The sequence below is a fragment of the Pseudomonas sp. PvP028 genome (assembly GCF_017832255.1).
Taxonomy (GTDB): domain Bacteria; phylum Pseudomonadota; class Gammaproteobacteria; order Pseudomonadales; family Pseudomonadaceae; genus Aquipseudomonas; species Aquipseudomonas syringae.
This window is the reverse complement of the sequence record NZ_JAFIBL010000001.1, coordinates 5,652,882-5,672,039: the sequence shown is the minus strand read 5'-3', so window position 1 is coordinate 5,672,039 and position 19,158 is coordinate 5,652,882. Positions and strand designations below refer to the sequence as shown.

Sequence of the window (19,158 nt, the reverse complement as noted above, 5' to 3'; positions counted from 1 at the left end):
TTTGTCGTAGGAGATATCAAATGACTCAAAGACGTATTCCAGCCGTTTACATGCGTGGCGGCTCCAGCAAGGGTGTGTTCTTTCTCGACAAGGATCTGCCGCCTGCAGGCCAAGAGCGAGATGCCATCCTGCTCCGCGTGATCGGTAGCCCGGATGTGTACGGCAAGCAGATCGACGGGATGGGTGGTGCGACCTCCAGTACCAGCAAGGTGGTGATCATCGGTAAATCCAGTCGCGAAGATTGTGACGTTGATTACCTGTTCGGGGCTCCGGCCATTGAGACGCCAGTGATCGACTGGTCGGGCAACTGCGGCAACCTGAGCTCGGCTGTCGGCCCATACGCCATCTCTGAAGGTCTTGTAGATGCGCCTCGCGATGGCATCGCCGTCGTCCGTATATGGCAGGCAAATATCCAGAAACGCATCATTGCGCATGTTCCTATGCGTAACGGCGAGGTTCTGGAAGAAGGCGATTTCGTGCTCGACGGTGTGGCTTTCCCCGCAGCTGAAGTAGTGCTGGAGTTTCTCAAACCAGGTGGCTCGGGGGGCAGCATCCTGCCGACGGGTAACGCCATCGACGAACTGGATATTCCAGGCGTTGGCAATATGCCCGTCACGTTATTGAACGCTGGTAATCCTACCATCTTCATTGAAGCTGACAGAGTGGGCCTGAAGGGCACCGAAACTCAGGATCAGGTCAATGGCGATGCCGAACTTTTGGCTCGCTGCGAAACCATCCGTGCTCACTGCACCGTTGCCATGGGGCTGGCCGCTACCGCCGAAGAGGCAACTCGTCTGCGTCCGCACACGCCGAAGCTGTGCTTCGTGGCCAAGCCTCAGGCCTATCAGGCTGCAGGCGGCAAACTCGTTGAGCCTGGTGATATCGATGTGATCGCCCGGATCTTGTCGATGGGCAAGCTGCACCATGCGATTACAGGTACTGGTGCAGTCGCTGTTGCCGTCGCGGCAGCTCTTGATGGAACGCTGGTGAATCGTATCGTTGGTGACATCGGGGATCGTCAAGTTCGTATGGGGCACACCGCCGGCAGCGTCGCGGTGGGCGCAAAAACTGTGCTGGAGGATGGTGCCTGGAGCGTGGACAAGGCTGTGATGAGCCGCAGTGCTCGCCGGCTGATGGAGGGCTTGGTACGGATTCCTGAAGTTCTCTGATCCAGCCCGTGCTCATGTGGGCTTCCGTCCGGCATGAGCACAACCCTGTTCAATAATAAAAACAGCAGAGAACCACACCATGAGTTCATCCGAATTCCCCCGTCACTCGCTGCTCCGCCGTCTGTGGCGGGGGCGTCCAACGGCCAACTAGAGCTCGTGATCTTCGGCATCGTCATCAGCATTCCGATCATCATTTGGGGTAGCAAGCTGGTACTGCATTTAATGGATCTGTACCCAATAGTCATTACGCTGGGAGCGGCACTGCTGGGCTGGATCGCGGGTAGGATGGCAATCACCGACATTAGCGTGCCGGCAGTGCCGACATGGTCTCATTACGCCGCTGGAGCATTAGGTGCGCTCATAATTTTGATTATCGGAAAAATGATTATCCATTGGAAAGAGGCAGGCGCTAGCCAGTCAGAAGCAGAAAGGAGCGAGCGATCGTGAAACTTGAACTTGCCAACGTGTGTAGGGATTTGGCTCCTCACGGGACACTGCGGGTGGCCATTAACCTTGGCAATCCTGTCTTGGCGAAGCGAGATGACCAAACTGGAGTTCTTTCCGGAGTGTCAGTTGCGTTGGCAAAGGCCCTTGCCGATGAGCTTGGCATCCAAATTTCGATGGCGACTTACGATGCTGCTGGCAAGGTGTTCGCTGCTTTAGAAGAACAGGCTTGGGATCTTGCATTTCTGGCAATCGAGCCAGTTCGTGCCGAGAAAATCGCGTTCTCGAACCCCTACGTTTGTATCGACGGAACCTATCTCGTGAAGACCGATAGCAAATTCCATCGAGCCTCTGCTCTGGATACAGGCGGAAACCGTATCGCCGTAGGAAAGGGTGCCGCCTACGACTTGTTCCTGTCCCGCACACTCAAGAATGCTAACCTCGTCCGAGCGGAAACCTCGTCTGAAGCTGTCCACACCTTCCTGGAGTTGGGCCTAGATGCAGCCGCTGGTGTTCGCCAACCATTGGAGCGTTTCGCCAAGTCGACCACTGGCGTGAGGGTGCTAATGGATAACTTCACAGAAATCCGTCAGGCACTGGCAGTGCCTAAAGGCCGCGATATTGCGGCGGAATATGTCCAGGACTTCGTTAACCGCCAGTTGCGAAGTGGATTCGTAGCTAAGGCTCTTGGTGACAGTGGCGAGTTCGACGCCCATGTCGCCATGCCCGCTTGAATCCTCAAGAGAAAAAACCAGATCTGCACTGGCTAAATGAGGCGACAACCTCTCTCATGAGCCTATGCCGTTCTTGGACGTCTCTGCTATGGCAGTCTGAATTGGCAATCTCCGCTTCCCGAGGATGAATCTAATTGATCAGATCAACAACTTGGCTGAACCCCGAGACTGAGCCTTCAATGGTCTATAAAGATCTTTTCCCTGTGATGGAGAAAGTGCTTGCGAGCGGCGTTACGCTTCTCGGGGGGGTGCAATATCATAGAGTTGATGGCTACCGTCCCCTGACGCTCGACCTCTACTCCCCGTCGAAGAAAGGGCAGCCTCACCCAAGGCAGTTACCCCTGCTGATCTATATCCACGGAGGAGGTTGGAGGCGTGGTGACAGTCACCGATGCGGTGTTTTCACTGACTTTCCAAGATTATTGGGCGACATTGCGAGCAGGGGTTATGTCGTTGCAGCGGTGAATTACCGACTTAGCTCAGAGGCGAAATGGCCAGCGCAAATTGACGATATTCGAACTGCTGTCAGTTTTCTGCTGAGCCAAGCTGATGCATTCGGTATAGATCCGCAAAGGGTCTACGCTTGGGGCGTGTCAGCAGGAGCTCAGTTAGCTGCCTCGCTGGGCAATCCAACTGAATCCGTAAGTAGTCAAGATCAGCATTGTCCGGTCACGGCAAGCGTTCATGGCGTAGCGGCTTGGTATGGAGTTTTCGACTTCACCACTCTTGGTGATCAAGCGCTACAATTGGGAATTGAAATTCCAGATGATGCGCCGGAGTGGAGGCTTATAGGGGCGGAGTCAGGCCAGGATCGCACTGCTCGTATTCGCTCAGCCAGTCCCGCTTTTCACACCACATCTCGAACATCGCCGATGCTGATTTTAGCCGGGAAAAAGGATCGGAAGGTTCCATATCTTCAAAGCATGCAAATGAAGGACGCGCTGGATCGTGTGGGTGTGCCAAATTTTATATATATATATGAGGAAGTAGGGCACAGCTTCATTTGCGAAGATGAACCTGCGGAGACTAATCGAGTCAATCTATCGGCAATAAATAAGACTATTGATTTTTTCGATGCTCTGGCCTTTTAGTTTCGACTGAGCAGCAGCATTGGTGCCCAACATTAACAGCCAGCGCAGGCGTCGCCTGAGCTGGTGTCACTATTTGCAATGCATGGTCAGCATGCTCAATGATGGCCCAATCAAGAGCGTCAGTGCGATTGATCAATTACTACGCCATTCCTCGGCACCGGGCTTCTAATACGCTGTATGTCAATCAGTCAGACGCTTCTGAGCCTAATGGTGTCGATGTGCGCTGAAGTTGGCAGCCGCAAGCGCATTGATACTTTCGAACTAAATTGGCGTTGATGCCATGACGCAAGGCTACGCTTGCCATAGACACGCCAGGTTGCAGGCATTCTTGGACGACCTGGGCTTTAAAGGGTTTTGGATAGGAAGTTCTTTGGCGCATGGTAATTCTTACAATAAGGGTGATGGTGTCCACGTATTTTTAGGTGGAGAACATCGATCCAAACAGCGCCTGGCGCATTTCTGCTTCGGTTAGTTGGGTAACCATAAAATACTCGACGCTGATTCGCAAAGGGATAAACAAACGTAAAACAGGTATGAAATAGCGCTAAAGCTTGAGTGTAGTCCGAGACTAAAATGGCGGGGCTCAAGACATGCTTGCCGCGCATTTAAAGCGGACTACAGAGCTAAAACGACTTGGCCCACCTGCTGTCCTGCCAACACCTACTCTCCCCTGGCCCATCGATAGATTGGTAAGTGAAGAGGGAAAAGCTTGCGTTGCGCATCCAGCTCTCTCCCAGCAATTAGGCAATGTTCCTTTAGCCGCTCCATTGTTAGTTCATGCTTCTCGGCAACGAGGTGCGCCATGTAAACACCACCACTTACACACACCTCGGTAAAGAGCTGGTGATGGTATGCCACATTACTCGAAGTATCTGGGTAAGCATGGGCGACTGCATCCGACGGCTGCTGATAACCGAAAAGGTTAGCGAAGAACTGGCACAGGTCGTGATGGATACGAGGGCTATGAACTGCGAGTCCGTATGGGCCTGCGCCAATGCCCGACTTAGGCATTCTCAGCTTCCTGCCAGAAGCAAGCTTGTACAGCTTGCGAAGGGCCTGAAGCAACGCATCGCGCTCCGCGTCTTGATCGGTAAAAGGCACATGAGTGTCTTGGACGATAGTCTTGCGTACGGGAATGCCACATGCGTTTGGCTCCGCCAGGACGCAGTTGGTACCGCTGCAGACTTGACCGTCCAAAGTCAGTTCGATGACGAAAACTTGCTCGCGATTGGCGCGGAGTACGTCAACGTTGACTGTTTCATATTCTTCGATCAGGAACCGACTCATTGGCATTCCTTTGCTGTTCTCAGTCGTACGTACGCGGGCGTAATGGTCATGCGACTGGGGATTACTCAACGAGGACTTGGATGCGAGCCAATACATCGTCCATCACGACCTCAGGGACTGTCCCCACTCGCTTGGCGACTCGGGTGTTTATACAAACGTATCTACAGAAACCCGCTATAACGAGCGTTATCACCAATTATTGACGCGTATTGTTATGGTGTACGCTGCTCACTAGCAGCGGCGTTTTGGTGACTGAAATCTTTATCTGTGATCATTTATAGTCCTATCGAGGGATTTACATGCAGGATGTGACGAAAGTCGTCTCAAGCGACTCGAGCAGGCTGACCGCCGTCGAATTTCAGCAATTGGCCGCAGTACCGTCAGCAGTCGAGTGGTTTGCCAACCTCGACAACCCGCGCACACGCCGTGCTTATCAAAATGACCTGACGGATTTCTCTTCCTTTATAGGGCTGGCCAGCGCCGACGACTTTCGCCAGGTCACCCGGTCGCACGTGTTGGCCTGGCGCGCCGCTCTGGAACAACGCGGCCTGGCCGGGGCCACCATCCGGCGCAAACTGGCCGCGCTGGCCAGCCTCTTTGATCACCTCCTGGACAGCAATGCAGTCACGGGCGGTAACCCGGTCCATGGCGTCAAACGACCGAAGATCGAAAGCAACGAAGGCAAGACTCCGGCCTTGGGCGATCACCAGGCCAAGGCCCTGCTTGATGCACCGGATGAAAGCACGCTGAAGGGACTGCGTGATCGGGCCATGCTGGCCGTGCTGCTCTACCACGGCCTGCGCCGCGAAGAAGCCGCGCAGTTGCAGGTCAGCGACATCCAGGAAAGGCGCGGTATCCAGCACCTGAAAATCCATGGCAAGGGCGGCAAAGTGCGCTACTTACCACTGCACCCTGTTGCGGCCGGGCGCATCCACCTGTACCTGGAACGATCAGGGCATCACCTGGACGACAAGAAGGTTCCGCTGTTCATACCGCTGAGAGGCAAACCGACCGACGCCGGGGTTTCGGCCAACGGGATCTATACTGTGGTCGAGGCTTATGCCAAAAAGGCCGGGATTGAGGTAGCCGGTCTGGGCGTGCACGGACTACGTGCGACTGCTGCCACCAATGCCCTCGATCATGAAGCCGACATTGCCAAGGTCCAGGCTTGGCTGGGCCATGCCAACATCAGCACAACCAAGATCTATGATAGACGGGAGAACAGACCCGAGGATTCACCAACCTATAAGGTGAAATATTGACTTTCACCACATGAGCCACACAACGAATTCAGAATCCCGGCCCGGATGTTTTTATGAGAGGAGGCTTTTTACGGCGAGGTTACAGCCGCAGGCGATAAGGCTGCGGCTGTGAGCTGACGGCGACGTTAGCGGCATTCCTCCGGCCAGTACTCGCAGGCGTTGTAGATTTTTCTGCCACTTCCTAATGTGAGGCGCGCTTGTAAAGGAAGTGCTTTGGTACTACCGGTTTGGTTTTTTTCCGCGTCCTTGACGACTGAGTAATTAACGCCTGTAACAGATGCAGGGGGCTTGGCTTCGATCGCGAACGCGGTGCCTTGAAGGCCGATTGTGGCAAAAGTTGTCAAGGCAAGCACTTTCAATGCCGATTTTTTTGTGACGCTGTTCATGGTATTTCCTCTTTAGGCGGAAGACTGAAGCATGAAATACAAATATGTTACGCATGGCGAATGGCGGCTTATATGCCACCTCAATAATCTACAGAGTTTGTGACAGTAGCGGTATGACATAGCTAATGAACAAAGTTTCACTTAGGGAGCTTATTATTAGGCTAGGTACGAAGTGGCTGCGCTCGGTGATGCAGTGTTTAGAACAGGCTGGGTGAACGCTTTCCAGTGCAGCCCCGTAGGGCGATCATTTCCGTTAACTCAGTAGGGGTAGCGTCTACGGGGTATCTCCTGGACCTGGTCTTGCTCATCGGCATTTTTAGTCATTGGATGCCAACGCTTTTCCTGCTCCGGGATCTGGCTGATTAGAAAGCGCGTTCTGCGCCACTCGGCCCAGCAGCGGTAGACGCTGGGAGAGACTGCCAACAGAACAATAAACACTGCTGCGGCAAGGTAAGAGTGCAAGACATCTTCCATGGGATTTTCCTAATCAATTACCGCGCCTGGCGAACGCGTTCGTAGACGACACCCAGCAAAAACTGGCCGTGCAGCGTGTAAGTTGCCGAGACGCTAGAGCGCTCCGCTTCATCCGCAGCGTTCAGGCCACCATTTTTCAGAGCTTTCGCGTCAAGAGCCTTCCAGCGTTCCAAGGCACGCTATGAGCTACATTCAGTCCGACGCGTCTGAATCTAATGGTGTCGATGGAGGTATTTGCCATGCGGGTTTTTTGTCATCCTGACTGTCGAAAATACGCCGCGCCTTGCGGAAATCCTCAACGTTCTCGACAACCCAAGTCCAGATAGGTGACATGCGGATCAACAGTCCCATACCCAGCGGCGTCAGCTCATACTCGACACGTGGCGGAATCTCACCGAACTCCCGCCGAACCACTAGCCCATCCCGCTCCATGGAGCGTAGCGTCTTGGTTAACATCCGCTGAGTCACCCCAGCCATCTGCCTTTTTATTTCGGCATGGCGCATCGTGCCGTAAACCCCCAGGGCATGCAGAATACCTAACGACCAGCGGCTACCTGCGTGAGCAAGCACTTCTCGTCTGACGCCATCATCGTCTTCTCTAAGCGTTCGGCAAATTGTTTCTGCCTGGCTGAGAGCCTCCTGATCGGTCATTTCATTCTCTGGTATCACAGGTGTGCCTTCTTACGAACGTTGCCTAATCGTGCAAGCATTTGTTCATCTTACAGGCAACAGGTCTCAGGAGAAATCATGACCGAAGTGACCCAGCTTTCCCCCCAATCCATTCTCGTTCTAGGCGCCGGTGAGCTTGGGCTGCCGGTTCTGCGCAATCTTGCGCGAGTAGCAAAGCGCGCGCCCGGCTCCACAATCAGCGTCCTGCTCAGGGATTCGACCATCAACACTCAGGTGCCCGAGAAAAAGGTCGAAATCGATGAGCTTCGAGATCTTGGCATCCAGATGGTGGCCGCAGATCTCGTGAATAATTCAATCGATCAGTTGGCTGAAGTGTTCGCACGGTTCGATACCGTAATAGGCTGCGCAGGCATGGTTGCAGGCCGGGAAACCCCGATGAAGCTGGCTACAGCAGCTCTCAAGTCCGGTGTGAAGCGCTACTTTCCTTGGCAGTTTGGTGTCGACTTCGAGGTAATCGGTCGGGGCAGTCCTCAAGATCTGTTCGATGCTCAGCTTGATGTACGCGAATTGCTTCGCGCCCAGGATAAAACTGAATGGGTAATCATCTCGACGGGTATGTTCACCAGCTTTCTATTCGAGCCAGTATTCGAGGTGGTTGACTTCGAAAACGATACCGTGAACGCGCTAGGCAGTCTTGAGACCAGCGTGACGCTCACGACTCCAGAAGACATTGGTGCGTTGACAGCGGAAATTGTTTTCTTCGAACCTCGCTTCCGCGATCAGATTGTGTACCTCTCGGGAGATACAGTGACGTACGGAGAGGTTGCGAGCCTCCTCGAACGTGTACTGGGTCGCCCGTTCAAACGTAACGTGTGGACTGTTCCGTACTTGCTCCAAGAATTGGAGAGAGACCCAACGCATCACATCAAGAAGTACCGCGCTGTGTTCGCCCAGGGCAGAGGCGTGGCCTGGCCTAAAGCAGGCACTTTCAACGCGCAGCAGTCGACTCAAGTCACGACCGCTGAGGAGTGGGCCCGTGCAAATCTGGCAACCTCATCAGCATAAGGGCAGTAGCTGAACGAACGTTCTCGCGCTCGGAGTTGACCTGCTAAAAAGCTCCTCAGTCTGATAATGGGCGCTGATAACCGAAGCTAAGGCGCGGAGAATGGGTCTGGTAATCCAAGACGACCGAATCTTTATCTTATCCGCACCATCTGCCGAGGTCTGAGGCGTCCCACTTCACTATCTATTGAGTTTTCTAAGCGCGAATTCCGAACCACGGTGACTTAACCAAGCGCTTACTAAAGCCTTGCAAATGAGCGTGGTTTTGAGGAGCACGGGGGAGAATGGTGTGGTCAAGGTGTGTCTGCCGGACGCTTACGCCATTTCTGCTGAAATCTGACGTCCCTTGAATCAACGCAGCGGTGAACAGTAAGCGATCTACCAGAAGCGCGACTCCCTCTTTGCTTTTAGGATCGAATTTACACACTCTCCAGAAACCGTACTTGTCACCAAAATCGATGAATACCGGCGTTGTTGTGTGCCAACGGTGAAACAATTTGCTCCTGCCGTACCATCGAAAAAATGCAAATCCATCGGCATCAGGTCGGCTTCGCATGTTGGAAAAATTTACGGAGTCAAACTCACTTTTTGACCCATCGATTACCCACACCATTCGCTGGTAGAAACTCTCACGAGCGTTTACTTCTGCTGGGTCGATAGTGGAACGTTGAAACTCGACAACCACTCCATGCTCGGTGCGGACGTCGGCGATGTGTTTTTCGCCCGTAAGTGCTTCGTATTGGACGACTTCCTGCCAGTCCTCCGGGAACTGATCCTTCCACTGTCGATGCCATTCTGTTTCGGCCTCCCACCAGCGATCACAGGTGCCCAAGGACAGATGAGACCAGTGCCAAATGACATGCTTTCCACATTTGGCAACAACCTCCCCATCGCAGGCGCGGCATACCCCTCGCATTTTGGGCTGTGCCTCAGACTTAACTCCGTTGACGTTCGCATATCGCATTTAGGAATTCCTATAAGACTTCAGCGACTACAAACTGCGTAGCGGTTTCGAACAGCCCCACAACAATCTCTCGATCCTCGCGGGCGAGCTTATAGGCGTCGGCAAAGTGCTCGAACCGCTGCGCAAGCCCCGGACTCTTTGTCCAGCTTCGGGATGTAGCGAGCGGGCTATCCTTAAAGTCCGCTAGAAATTCATCGCTCGCTGGAATGTGGACGACATACCCGAGAAAAGGAGCATCCTGGGGAAGTCTCAATTCCTCACGAACGTCATTCAAATCGCGCCGGACTAGGCCAAGCGACTCGGCGGTTTTACGCTTTGCTTCAGCGGATTGGGCCGAGCGCTCTGCTTGAGTACCACGTTGCTTTGCTTCTCCCATTTGGGGCTACTCCTTCCCTTAAGACTGCGCTTGGGCGCGGGCCTGTTGCTCCAGCTCCATGCAACGCAGACCTGGGCCAATCCGGCACTGCCGACGCTCACGAAAAAGCCCCATGATCCAATGAAAAAAGCTACCGTCATGGTAGCTTCTGTCAGCTAAAACCTATTTCTTTGAGGACTTGCTAGGCTTCAAATCGGGATTATTTCCTTGTGTATCTTTATTGTCACGACGACGCTTATCTACTTCGCCGGTTGATTTAGCAATTGGCTTTGGGCCTGGTTTAATAGCCATAAGACTTCTCCTTAAAATTAAAATCGCTTACCCCTATAGCCCACAATATTGCAGGCTAAAGGAAGGTTCGACCCCGGGAAAATGGATCCAATCAATACTACTGATGCCACTATGCCAGCGCAATCGCAAAAGCATGTCGGATTGTTGCTTGATCCACAGTCAAATAGGGTTTGCTGTGATCAAGGTAAGCATGACCGAGGATGGTCTGTACCGTCTCCACGTCGCCAGTCGCAGCCAGCACCTTTGCCGCCAACGAGCGCCGTCCGCTGTGCGATGAACCTTGCTTTATGCCCGCCTGCCGATAAAGCCTGCTGATTGTCTGTTGGAGCGAATCACAGGCCCGGTACACCTCTGGCCCACTGTCCAGCTGGCGGTGCTTGAACGCCAATTCAAATGCTTGGCCCTTGTGTGTAGTGACCAGTTTTGAACCTGGGCCCAGGCCTCGGTATTCTTCAATGCCGGAAAGGCCCCAGCGGCGGTGCAAGCGGACTGAGATCCAGCCTTCCAGGGCGGCAAGGCATCGTGGATGAGTCAGGTACACATTGCGCGGTCGACAGCCCTTGGTGATTTCTGCGCGTAGGTACACTTCGGGCTTGATAGCCCCGCTGCGATACAGCACATCAGCGACCTCCAGCAAGGCCAATTCGGTGACGCGAACCCCAGTGGTATGTGTGAGCCACAAGAGCATCACGTCGCGCTCTGGTAAACGGCCAGTCACAGATGCTACGCGGATTAAGTGTTTGAATTGTCCAGGGCGAAGGGATGTTGCTCGGCGGATGCATGCAGTCATGGGGCTCTCTGTCAGGATTGGTGACGAATCGCGAGCGATCCTGAGAGAGTTAGCAAGGGGCCTCCTGAATAGCTTACAGGCCCGCGTGCCGAGGTGTTCACGGAAAATGCTACCGCGCCTGCAGCTTGGAGGCAGATGACCGCCAAGGCGATATGTCACCCTTTCCTCATTGGTAGGCGACAGCTGCTCCAGTTGGAACTGCCGCAGGCAGCGTGACTCCCACATAGCCTGAACTTGGTGTGAGCAGGCTACCGGAGGACGCGGTGCCGATAGCCAGCGATCCCCCAGTCAAATTGATCATCTCCGAAACAAGACCGGGAGGAGGGGATCTGAAGAACGCGTAACTTCGTCCAGCATCGATCACTCCATCCACTCCAGGGTAACGAGCGTACCAGGTGGGCAGATCCAACTGGTTATCGGCCACCGGTCCTGACGAACCTTTGTGAGTGTATGCATACTCGGCCAAGGCATTTCTGTAGACGAGGACGTTATGAGCAATCAGGGAGATTTCCACGGTCTGAGAGCTCTGTTCTGCCTGATGTGACTTCTCGTAAACCATTCCGAGCACTGCCGTAATCACCACCATTGCAAGCCAGTAAATGTTCACTCTACTTCCTCGATGACTGCTATGCGCCTGGTCAGAACTGGCAACAGAAAATGGTGGCGTAGTCGTTCTGGCCGACCACGATTCCTGGGGTACTGCTGAATCGTTGGCTGGAGCCGGCCGTGTCCCAACCAACTTTCGTGTAGCCGACTGGGCATGCATAGGTAGTGACGTCGTTTGCGTCGTAGCCGGGGATGGTTTTTGCCGTACAGGTAGGGGCACTGGAGCCATTGACCACCCAGACCTGGTTATCACACGAAAGCGATCGCCCCGTGCTGGTACGTCCAACCATACCGTTTGCAGCACAGGCTGTGCCGGCAGTTGCCACGCCATTAAGCTGCAGGTATTCACCGACGGTCGCGCGACCTTCTGAAGTCACTGTCCCTCCTCGGATGTTCCCGGCTGTGTAGACGTTCTTGTCGCCGTAGACCCGAACCCAGTCCGAGTCACTCATGTACCAGCCACCACCCCATTTTTCGTTGTACCAGCCGTTGTCGCCCTGGGTGCGAAACCAACCGCCTGTGACAGTCTCTCCTGATATTCGGGCAGCAGCGCCCGTGAGGTTGGCCGAGGCATTCACCGACTGTGCGTATACATCACCTGCAGCGACAACGTTGCTCTGGACTGTGACGCTCCCCGACGCACTCACATTGCCCTGGGCTGTAACGGATCCCGACGCACTCACATTCCCAGTGGCGTTGACTGATCCAGCAGTGTCGACATTCCCTCCAACCGTCACTGTTCCAGAGGCGTTCAATGCAGCCACATCGTTGACATTGTTTCCTCCCATACTGAGCGCCGTGTTCATGCGATTGAGTTCAGGCTTTCCTGGGATCGCGTTGCGGTACAGGTAGTCGTTGGCGAGCGTGCCATCCTGGAGGAACAAGGCACTCGCAGTGTGGCCAACGCCTGGGTTGATCCCATAGTTGCTCAGCGCAAGTTGCCAGCCGCCTCGCACTCCTTGGATAACGCCGGTGTTGTTGAACGGGATGAAGCCACCCGGCGCACCCATATTTTCCGCAATCGTCCGGGTACCGATCTCATCGATAGCCTGTCCACCGGTAGTGATCACGATGGATTCGAGCTGGTTGACGTTGACCCTTCGAGCAAGCACCACGAAGCTCTGACCGAATGCATTTGTGTCACTGAAGCTGGCTGGCAGATAGTTGGTGTTGCGTAGCATCTGAGGGGTAATCGTCGCGGGCGTGGTTGTGCCCGCCGATCCATAGACCGTTGCGAAATTGTCCTTCAGGTATTTAGAAGCGGCCTCTGCGATCTGCTGCTGTTGCTGAGCTGCGATTTGATAGTTCTGCGCATCCATCCTGTCGGCCATCATCGAGACGCCTACGGCCGACGCAATGGCGAAAATGATCAGGCCGAAGAGCAGCTCGATCACCACAAAACCATTATTTCTGGTCTGGCCATGCTTGAGAGCATTCATCCCCAGAGGCTCCTGTTCGATTGTTGATCCACATCCTGGCTAATCATTGCGATTTGATTTGATCGGATCTTCTCTCGAATACCAGGGCCGTCAGGTCCAGTCAGTGAAAGGCTCTGGATCTTCAGATGTCGCATTTCGCCTTCACCTTCGAGGGCAAGCGCAGCTACAGCTACCAAGCCCTGTGACAGAATTGATCGGACGTTGCTGATGGCCGGCTCCGCAAGAGTCGCTACTCGCTCGATCGCCTGCGGTACTGTTCCCGCGTGAACTGTGGTGATGATGAACAGGCCATTGATCGCCGCTCGGACTGCCTGAACTGCCGTCGGGGTGTCTCTGATCTCACCGATAAGCATCATGTCCGCGCCAGAACGGAGGCCTCTCATCAAAGCCTCTTCATACCCCCCATTGCGTCTTGAAACCTGCATCTGGATGCAACGACCAGGTCCGTGACGACCGTTCAAATCTGTCTCGGCTGGATCCTCTGCAGCCAATGCGATCCCACCGCACGCAATTAGCCTGGCGATGATCAGCGAAGCCGCGCTTGATGTCTTACCGGTGCCCATTTCGCCGCAAAAAATCACCAGGCCGCGCACATGCTTCGTCAGCAACGATTCGACGAGGTCTTCCGGAAAACCCAACTGGTCGAACTGGCGCACCTGCGCATTTGATTTCCGCACTACGAACACAGCCTTGCCAAAGGCATCAGGTATCTGGGTAACGCGCAGCACAGTTCCCTCTTTGATCAACGAGAACTCAGGATCCTGATGCTCTTCAAAGTGCTTGGAGCATTCTTCCCGTAATAGCTGGGCGCTTTCTCTCCAGCTTTCCGGAGCTTCGACACGTCCGCTCTGGCCGTCCAGGCCTTTTACGTCCGTGAAATCCGACCCCAGATAGAGATCCACAAAGGGCGTGTCGATAATTGGGTTCATGCTCAGTAGGCCGTCCAAGCGACGGTGTTGCTGTCTGTAGTGCAGCCACTAGTAGCCGTAGCAGAACTGACTTCGCCGCTCACAGCCGTGCCGCCATTGATAGAGGTAGTGACCTTCTGACCGCGTCCGATCTTCGTGGCCAGCGTCACACAGGCATCTTGAGGCAAGCCTGCCTCGGTGACGGTGTAAGTCATCCCGTTGGCAACCACAGTGACCTGGCCACTCCAGGCGTTGTAAAGCTTACCGCCGGAGAACGACATATTCGGAAGTCCTCTTATCGAGCTGAGCTGGGCGATCAGATCGGTCCCTGACGCTCCGTAACCGGCACTGCCCTTGAGCTTGCGAGTGTTGGCGATCAGTTGACCGACGTTACCTTGCTCGTTGTTGACGTCCGAACTGCCCATCGCGCTCCAACCGTTGTAGAGGGCATAGCCCATCCCGATCAGGATAACAATGAGAGCGAATAACAATTCAACCGAGATATAACCGGTCTGGTTCGCCCGAGCCGAGTGGGTGGTGTTGTGCATGTGTGTAGTCCTGGGTATGTGGATTGCGGTGTAGTGTTCAGTGCGGCATGCCCTGAGTGGCATTGCCGGTCATGCTGTAGGCCCCGACCATGACCAGAATCATCAACAGGCCGATCAGAACCATGGATACGAGAGACAGTGTCTTTGCGTAACCCTCGACCTGTTTCAGTGATATCTCTAACCAGCGAAGGCTGTAGCGATGCACTGCAGCCGAGAAGCTCTGTGTTGTGGAGAGAACAATCAGGAATTGAATGGCTTCGTGGTCTGGAAACTCATGCCCGGAAAGATCCAAAGCCTCCCCAAAGTTTTTACCCATCCGAACCCCGTAGTGGGCGGCTTCCAGGCGTTCACGCAGCCACGGGTTCGCCCCTCGCTTTAGCGTGTCCAGCGCTCCGAGCGGATCGATGTTTGCTCGCAGCATGACCGCGATATTGAGGAGGAAAGTTGACCCATGCAGCGCTTTGTAGATTGACCAGGGAGGCAGTATCTCCAGCCTCGTGCGCCAAGGCCCCCGGAAATAAGGGAGAGTGACGATACTGGTGACAATGAGGGCCACTACAAGGCACAAAACCAGCGTCCCCCAGTTGGTCACAAAGGTGGCGATCATGTGCAGAACCATCGGTGCGCCGGTCCAAGCTTCGGGGTTGGATGAGCGGCTCATGGCAGGCACCACCCGAGTGGCCACTACGTTCAGCAGGTAGGCCATCAGGCTCCAAACAAAAATCGGGTACAAGGCCGTGGAGAGCACCAGCTTCATCACTTTTTGCCGAGCCTCGATGATCCGCACGCAGTCGCTGAATGCCTGGATCAAGTTCCCTGACTTCTCGCCGGCGCTGATAACGGCGTGTTCCTGATAAGGCACCCAGTTCAGGCAGGCCTGGGCCAGCGTCTTACCACCGTCCACAGCCTTGCCTATGCCATAGCTGGCAAGGGCAATCGGATGCCGAGCTCGACGGCCTCCATCACTGTAGATTGATCCAATACGATCGAGCGCCAGGTCAAGCGGCACCCCGTTCTCCAGCAGGGCGGTCATGCTCTCGTACAGCCGGATACGCTCATTGCCTCCGAACTGTTTTCTGTAAAAGCCATCTACAAGCCCAGACCAGGCATCCATCACCTTACTGAGCATGGACTTCTGCCTCAGGTGCTTCGGCATCCAGCATGTAGCTGTCAAAATCCAATGGACCGACTACGGCCTCTGCCATGCGCGGATCAATCAGCCCCGCATTGATCTTGATGAGCGTGTGGGCAACTTTTGTGATACCCCCCATGTGCTTGACCCAATACTGACGCGCAGGGCTTGGGCCATTCTTTCGGATCTCCTCCATGAACCGGTGGGTCGGGAGAACAATCTCGGCGACAGCGACCCTGCCGTTCACCCCGTCGCGGCATAGAGAGCAACCCGGCCCGGTCAGATAGACCTGATCCAGCACGGTCATCTTTTCAAGCCGCTCGACCAGTTGCGGATCCAAGGTACCGATCTGGCTGCGCGCAGGCACGCGACACTTCTTGCACAGCGTTGGCAGCAGTGACTGGTTGATAAGGCCGACAATGAGTGTTGGGTCGGTGACCAGGCTTGTATCAGCCCCCATGTCGATCAGACGAGGAATTGCTGCTACAGCGTTGTTGGTGTGCAGAGTCGATAAAACGAGGTGGCCGGTCATCCCCCCGCGTAGTGCTCCCTGGGCTGATTCAAGGTCTCGAATCTCCCCATACATCAGTATGTCGGGGTCGAGTCGCACGGAGTTTGTAATGGATTCTCCCCATGACTCATTGCTGCCAAGAGGGGACTGATTTGCACGCATCGGATATTCGGGCGGGTCCTCAACGGTCAGGATATGTTTTGTGCCTTTGCACTCTTCAGCCAGAAGGTTGATCTGCACCTGGAGCGACTTCGATTTCCCTGATCCGGTCGGACCGGTCAATATGATCACGCCGTAAGGAAGACTTCTCAGCCGCTTGAACAGCAAATTCTGTTCTGGCAGAAATCCCAGATCGTCGACGGACTGTTTCTCCTGATCGTCATAAATCAGTCGCAGCACCATCAAAGGCCCTTCGACCAGGGGGCGTGTAGCTACACGGGCCCCTGACAGTCCCAATTGATCGAGGAAGGTGCGAGCCATGCGCGCATCTTGTTTCAGTTCCGGTTGATAGTAGCCCTCAGATTTGACGTCACACATTGAGTTGAAAAGTGAAGAACAGAGCTCGTTTCCTACGGCGCTCTGGATCTGCCCGTACTCCCGCAAGAGACCGTCCTCACGGAACTTGATGTAGGTGATTTCGTGGCCAACGATGAAGTGAACGTCGGAAGCACGTCGTGCATGGGCCGCGCCGATGATACGAATGACCTCTTGTTGACGCTGGGTACTGTCTATAGATCCGGCGAAAGCTTTACCCGCATTCTGATACAGAGACTTGATGTCGCTGAGCGTGCTGCTGATGGTCTGAAACGGCACGCCGGCTCGGTCCAGGCGGTCCATAAATGCCATCACATAAGGGTCGTGCATGTGCTGAGACGACACGAGCAATTCTGCTTCTTCAGCCTCTGAGGCAGGTGCTAACAAGGCAACGAGCTGACGCAACTCGCTGGTGATGTCCCCCCACCGATGTCCCTCCGCAGTCAGGACGGTTCCGACCACGTCAGATTGCATGGCGATGGTGATCGGTTGCACGACTGCGGTCGGCCGGGCGACCTGGCGTGCCAACGGATCAGCCTCAATGTCTGGCTCAATTCGTACCGCGCCGCTCATCGCTGAAACTCCTGCGACACGCTGGACAGCGGACTCATAGCCGAGGGCTGCCCCGGAGCTACAGGCTTGAGTGTCTGCAGTGACATTTGGGGCGCGTCAACCGAGCCACTTGGTGCCCGTGTCGAGAAACCTAATGGATATCGGCGTCCGTCATGGCCTAGTACCACGCTGTCGAGTGACACGCTGATTACCTTGAACCCTCCTGGCAGCTCAGCATTACCAACAGATGCATCGACCTCGAAACCACTTCCGTACAGCAACGTTGTATACAGAGCGTTATTCATCCTGAACACGGTCTTGACCACCGGCAACTGCGGTGTGCTGTTGCTGGCCGGGGCGGGCGTCGTGTAAGCGTTCTGCGTAGTCTGAACCGGCACAGACGTGGTTGTTTTGGCTCCGTTTACGATGTCTTCCTTGGCACGAGCCCGCGCCGCCTGTGCTGTGAAGAGCAGGGTTTCACTCTGCACCTGGGACAACTCACCAATGTTGATCCGGCTCAGGTCGGTGGGAGATGGGTCGGCAGCGACGGCCATGTTGCCGGCAGCCACGCAGGACAATAGAAACGTCAGCAGAATGGAGGCGCGAGGGTTAATGCACATAGAGGTCACCTATGACGTTCCAGGTTAATTTGCCGTCTTGAAAGTCGGTTTTGATTTCACGCAGGCGCATGCCCGTGCTTTCCACGCCTTGAAGAACAGTCGCTGGCGGTAACAGGCTCGTGTAGCGGATCTCGAAGTGTCGATAATCCGGAGGCGGTGGTGGTGGAGGGGCTGGCTGGCCAGGCAAAGCTGGTGGCTGGACAACCGTCACAGGTACTTCCGTGATCTTGGGCTGGACGTTCTGGGCTTGCAGCCATGAAGTGATGCTGTCCAAGGCCTGCGTTGCCGGGTTCAGAACGTCATCACCCGCCAGCGGCAGCTCGAAGGTGAGCTTCACCGCGGCCATATTGCCTTCGTCGTAGAACGCGGGCGTATCAGCAAAGTAGCCCGCCGTAGCGGCGCTGAAAGCGAGCGTGGTGCTGTTGCCGGTCCGGTTGTAGTTGGCCGACATCAGCGTTCCGTCGCATTTAGCTGAGACGAACAGCCATCCTTCGATTGCCGGTGGTAACTGGTCAATTGCGCCGTTACAGCCTCTAAGAAATACTGGGACAGAAGGCTGTTTTACCCACGGATGTACAAGCGCCTCGATCACAACTGGGGAGTTTGTTCGCTGGTTCAGGGCATCCAATTCGGCTTGCCTTGCAGCTTCTGCCGCTTGCTGCGCCTGACGAGCAAGTTGCAGCTTATGTTCATTCCACTGGTGCCACCCAATCAGGCCGGCCACGACCAAGGCACCAATCACCCCGGCTTTCAGCAGTTCCTGTCTGGACAGGCCGAATGCCAGCGGTGTCAGTTTGTATTCGCGCTTGAGATTTGATGGCTGCAACAATGCTTCAGGGTCGAATTGTTCGCCACCGCGACCAAACTCCGGCGGGAGAAAAATCTTGTCGAAGCTCATGGAGCGGCTCAGCTGCTGAGCCACTTTCTTTTTTATTTCCTCACTGCTACCTACCAGGTCAGCGCCCGGGATGACCGCGCCTCGGTACACTGCGACCAAGGCGTATCTGTCCTCGGTGTTTTCGATCTTCCAGGCAGCCAGCCACGATGCGCCCAGCTGCCCAGCGAGTGCGGCTGCAAGTGAGTACATGCCTTTGACTGCACCGTCATTCTGCGAAACGAATCCAGCCTGAATCACAGACTCGGTATGCCTGATGGCAACGATGTCCATTTGTTGGGTGCGACCGAACTGGCGTGCTTCTTTCATGTAGCCGGTAAGGCTGCCCAACGGGTGCCACAGCAGGCCTGTCACGAAAGATCGACCGTGATAAGTCAGAATCTGAACTTTGCCGTCACTGGGCATTTGAGCGCGCGGCGCGCGTCTTCGTAACAGGGAGAACAGGTTCGCCAT

Annotated in this window: 23 protein-coding genes; 6 read left to right on the top strand and 17 right to left on the bottom strand. The window is 54.9% G+C overall.

Annotation, left to right across the window (positions count from 1 at the left end):
- The first annotated feature begins 20 nt into the window (after positions 1-20).
- From prpF to JOE34_RS24180, 4 genes are all read left to right on the top strand, one after another.
- Positions 21-1,169 (top strand): 2-methylaconitate cis-trans isomerase PrpF, encoded by a 1,149-nt coding sequence (prpF, locus tag JOE34_RS24195; protein WP_003368160.1) that lies wholly within the window; start codon positions 21-23, stop codon positions 1,167-1,169.
- Between the two features lie 33 nt (positions 1,170-1,202).
- Positions 1,203-1,616 (top strand): hypothetical protein, encoded by a 414-nt coding sequence (locus JOE34_RS24190; protein ID WP_230855658.1) that lies wholly within the window; start codon positions 1,203-1,205, stop codon positions 1,614-1,616.
- Entirely contained in the window at positions 1,613-2,347 is a 735-nt protein-coding gene (locus tag JOE34_RS24185; RefSeq protein ID WP_053932403.1) for a transporter substrate-binding domain-containing protein, read from the top strand. The genes JOE34_RS24190 and JOE34_RS24185 overlap by 4 nt, the downstream gene beginning before the upstream one ends.
- A 179-nt stretch (positions 2,348-2,526) precedes the next feature.
- Entirely contained in the window at positions 2,527-3,438 is a 912-nt protein-coding gene (locus tag JOE34_RS24180; protein WP_053932402.1) for an alpha/beta hydrolase, read from the top strand.
- Between the two features lie 184 nt (positions 3,439-3,622).
- Here the strand turns inward: JOE34_RS24180 and JOE34_RS24175 are convergent, their stop codons facing one another.
- Positions 3,623-3,817 carry a transposase gene (locus tag JOE34_RS24175; RefSeq protein WP_081004358.1) on the bottom strand — a complete coding sequence of 65 codons (195 nt, stop codon included), beginning with the start codon at positions 3,815-3,817 and terminating at the stop codon, positions 3,623-3,625.
- Positions 3,818-4,098: 281 nt separating this feature from the next.
- Positions 4,099-4,725, bottom strand: a complete 627-nt coding sequence (locus JOE34_RS24170) for a hypothetical protein (RefSeq protein ID WP_053932401.1) — start codon at positions 4,723-4,725, stop codon at positions 4,099-4,101.
- Positions 4,726-5,024: 299 nt separating this feature from the next.
- On the opposite strand from JOE34_RS24170, the gene JOE34_RS24165 reads away from it, so the two are divergent.
- Complete coding sequence (locus tag JOE34_RS24165) at positions 5,025-5,987, top strand: tyrosine-type recombinase/integrase (protein WP_004415744.1); 963 nt, start codon at positions 5,025-5,027, stop codon at positions 5,985-5,987.
- 125 nt (positions 5,988-6,112) lie between these two features.
- On the opposite strand, the gene JOE34_RS24160 is transcribed toward JOE34_RS24165, so the two are convergent.
- From JOE34_RS24160 to JOE34_RS24150, 3 genes are all read right to left on the bottom strand, one after another.
- Positions 6,113-6,373, bottom strand: a complete 261-nt coding sequence (locus JOE34_RS24160; RefSeq protein ID WP_003316225.1) for a hypothetical protein — start codon at positions 6,371-6,373, stop codon at positions 6,113-6,115.
- A gap of 258 nt (positions 6,374-6,631) precedes the next feature.
- Positions 6,632-6,847 (bottom strand): hypothetical protein, encoded by a 216-nt coding sequence (locus tag JOE34_RS24155; protein WP_003316224.1) that lies wholly within the window; start codon positions 6,845-6,847, stop codon positions 6,632-6,634.
- A gap of 192 nt (positions 6,848-7,039) precedes the next feature.
- Positions 7,040-7,498: a helix-turn-helix domain-containing protein gene (locus tag JOE34_RS24150; protein WP_037008973.1), complete on the bottom strand. Its 459-nt coding sequence runs from the start codon at positions 7,496-7,498 to the stop codon at positions 7,040-7,042.
- Between the two features lie 96 nt (positions 7,499-7,594).
- Between JOE34_RS24150 and JOE34_RS24145 the strand changes: the two genes are divergently transcribed.
- Positions 7,595-8,542: an aromatic alcohol reductase gene (locus JOE34_RS24145; protein ID WP_003173940.1), complete on the top strand. Its 948-nt coding sequence runs from the start codon at positions 7,595-7,597 to the stop codon at positions 8,540-8,542.
- 193 nt (positions 8,543-8,735) lie between these two features.
- On the opposite strand, the gene JOE34_RS24140 is transcribed toward JOE34_RS24145, so the two are convergent.
- The 12 genes from JOE34_RS24140 to pilO2 all read right to left on the bottom strand — a co-directional run bounded on the left by JOE34_RS24140 (position 8,736) and on the right by pilO2 (position 19,158).
- Entirely contained in the window at positions 8,736-9,503 is a 768-nt protein-coding gene (locus tag JOE34_RS24140; RefSeq protein ID WP_245227063.1) for a competence protein CoiA family protein, read from the bottom strand.
- A 10-nt stretch (positions 9,504-9,513) separates the two neighbouring features.
- The gene (locus JOE34_RS24135) at positions 9,514-9,879 is read right to left on the bottom strand and encodes a hypothetical protein (protein WP_024420428.1); all 366 of its coding nucleotides are present in this window, start codon (positions 9,877-9,879) and stop codon (positions 9,514-9,516) included.
- A gap of 162 nt (positions 9,880-10,041) precedes the next feature.
- Positions 10,042-10,170 (bottom strand): hypothetical protein, encoded by a 129-nt coding sequence (locus JOE34_RS26080; RefSeq protein WP_255300967.1) that lies wholly within the window; start codon positions 10,168-10,170, stop codon positions 10,042-10,044.
- A gap of 109 nt (positions 10,171-10,279) precedes the next feature.
- The gene (locus JOE34_RS24130) at positions 10,280-10,960 is read right to left on the bottom strand and encodes a site-specific integrase (protein WP_209996767.1); all 681 of its coding nucleotides are present in this window, start codon (positions 10,958-10,960) and stop codon (positions 10,280-10,282) included.
- A gap of 166 nt (positions 10,961-11,126) precedes the next feature.
- A complete protein-coding gene (locus tag JOE34_RS24125) occupies positions 11,127-11,567 on the bottom strand; it encodes a type IV pilus biogenesis protein PilM (RefSeq protein WP_122255498.1) in 441 nt (146 codons plus the stop codon).
- A 31-nt stretch (positions 11,568-11,598) separates the two neighbouring features.
- Positions 11,599-13,005 carry a shufflon system plasmid conjugative transfer pilus tip adhesin PilV gene (pilV, locus tag JOE34_RS24120; protein WP_209996764.1) on the bottom strand — a complete coding sequence of 469 codons (1,407 nt, stop codon included), beginning with the start codon at positions 13,003-13,005 and terminating at the stop codon, positions 11,599-11,601.
- The gene (locus tag JOE34_RS24115; RefSeq protein WP_122255500.1) at positions 13,002-13,934 is read right to left on the bottom strand and encodes an ATPase, T2SS/T4P/T4SS family; all 933 of its coding nucleotides are present in this window, start codon (positions 13,932-13,934) and stop codon (positions 13,002-13,004) included. The genes pilV and JOE34_RS24115 overlap by 4 nt, the downstream gene beginning before the upstream one ends.
- 2 nt (positions 13,935-13,936) lie before the next feature.
- Positions 13,937-14,461, bottom strand: a complete 525-nt coding sequence (locus JOE34_RS24110) for a type 4 pilus major pilin (protein ID WP_054072906.1) — start codon at positions 14,459-14,461, stop codon at positions 13,937-13,939.
- Between the two features lie 37 nt (positions 14,462-14,498).
- Positions 14,499-15,590, bottom strand: a complete 1,092-nt coding sequence (locus JOE34_RS24105; RefSeq protein WP_209996762.1) for a type II secretion system F family protein — start codon at positions 15,588-15,590, stop codon at positions 14,499-14,501.
- A complete protein-coding gene (locus tag JOE34_RS24100; RefSeq protein ID WP_122255502.1) occupies positions 15,580-17,211 on the bottom strand; it encodes an ATPase, T2SS/T4P/T4SS family in 1,632 nt (543 codons plus the stop codon). Before JOE34_RS24100 ends, JOE34_RS24105 begins: the two co-directional genes overlap by 11 nt.
- On the bottom strand, positions 17,208-17,810 hold the full coding sequence (pilP, locus tag JOE34_RS24095; RefSeq protein WP_122255503.1) for a type IV pilus biogenesis protein PilP: 603 nt from the start codon (positions 17,808-17,810) through the stop codon (positions 17,208-17,210). The genes JOE34_RS24100 and pilP overlap by 4 nt, the downstream gene beginning before the upstream one ends.
- Positions 17,800-19,158, bottom strand: a complete 1,359-nt coding sequence (gene pilO2, locus JOE34_RS24090; protein WP_122255504.1) for a type 4b pilus protein PilO2 — start codon at positions 19,156-19,158, stop codon at positions 17,800-17,802. Before pilO2 ends, pilP begins: the two co-directional genes overlap by 11 nt.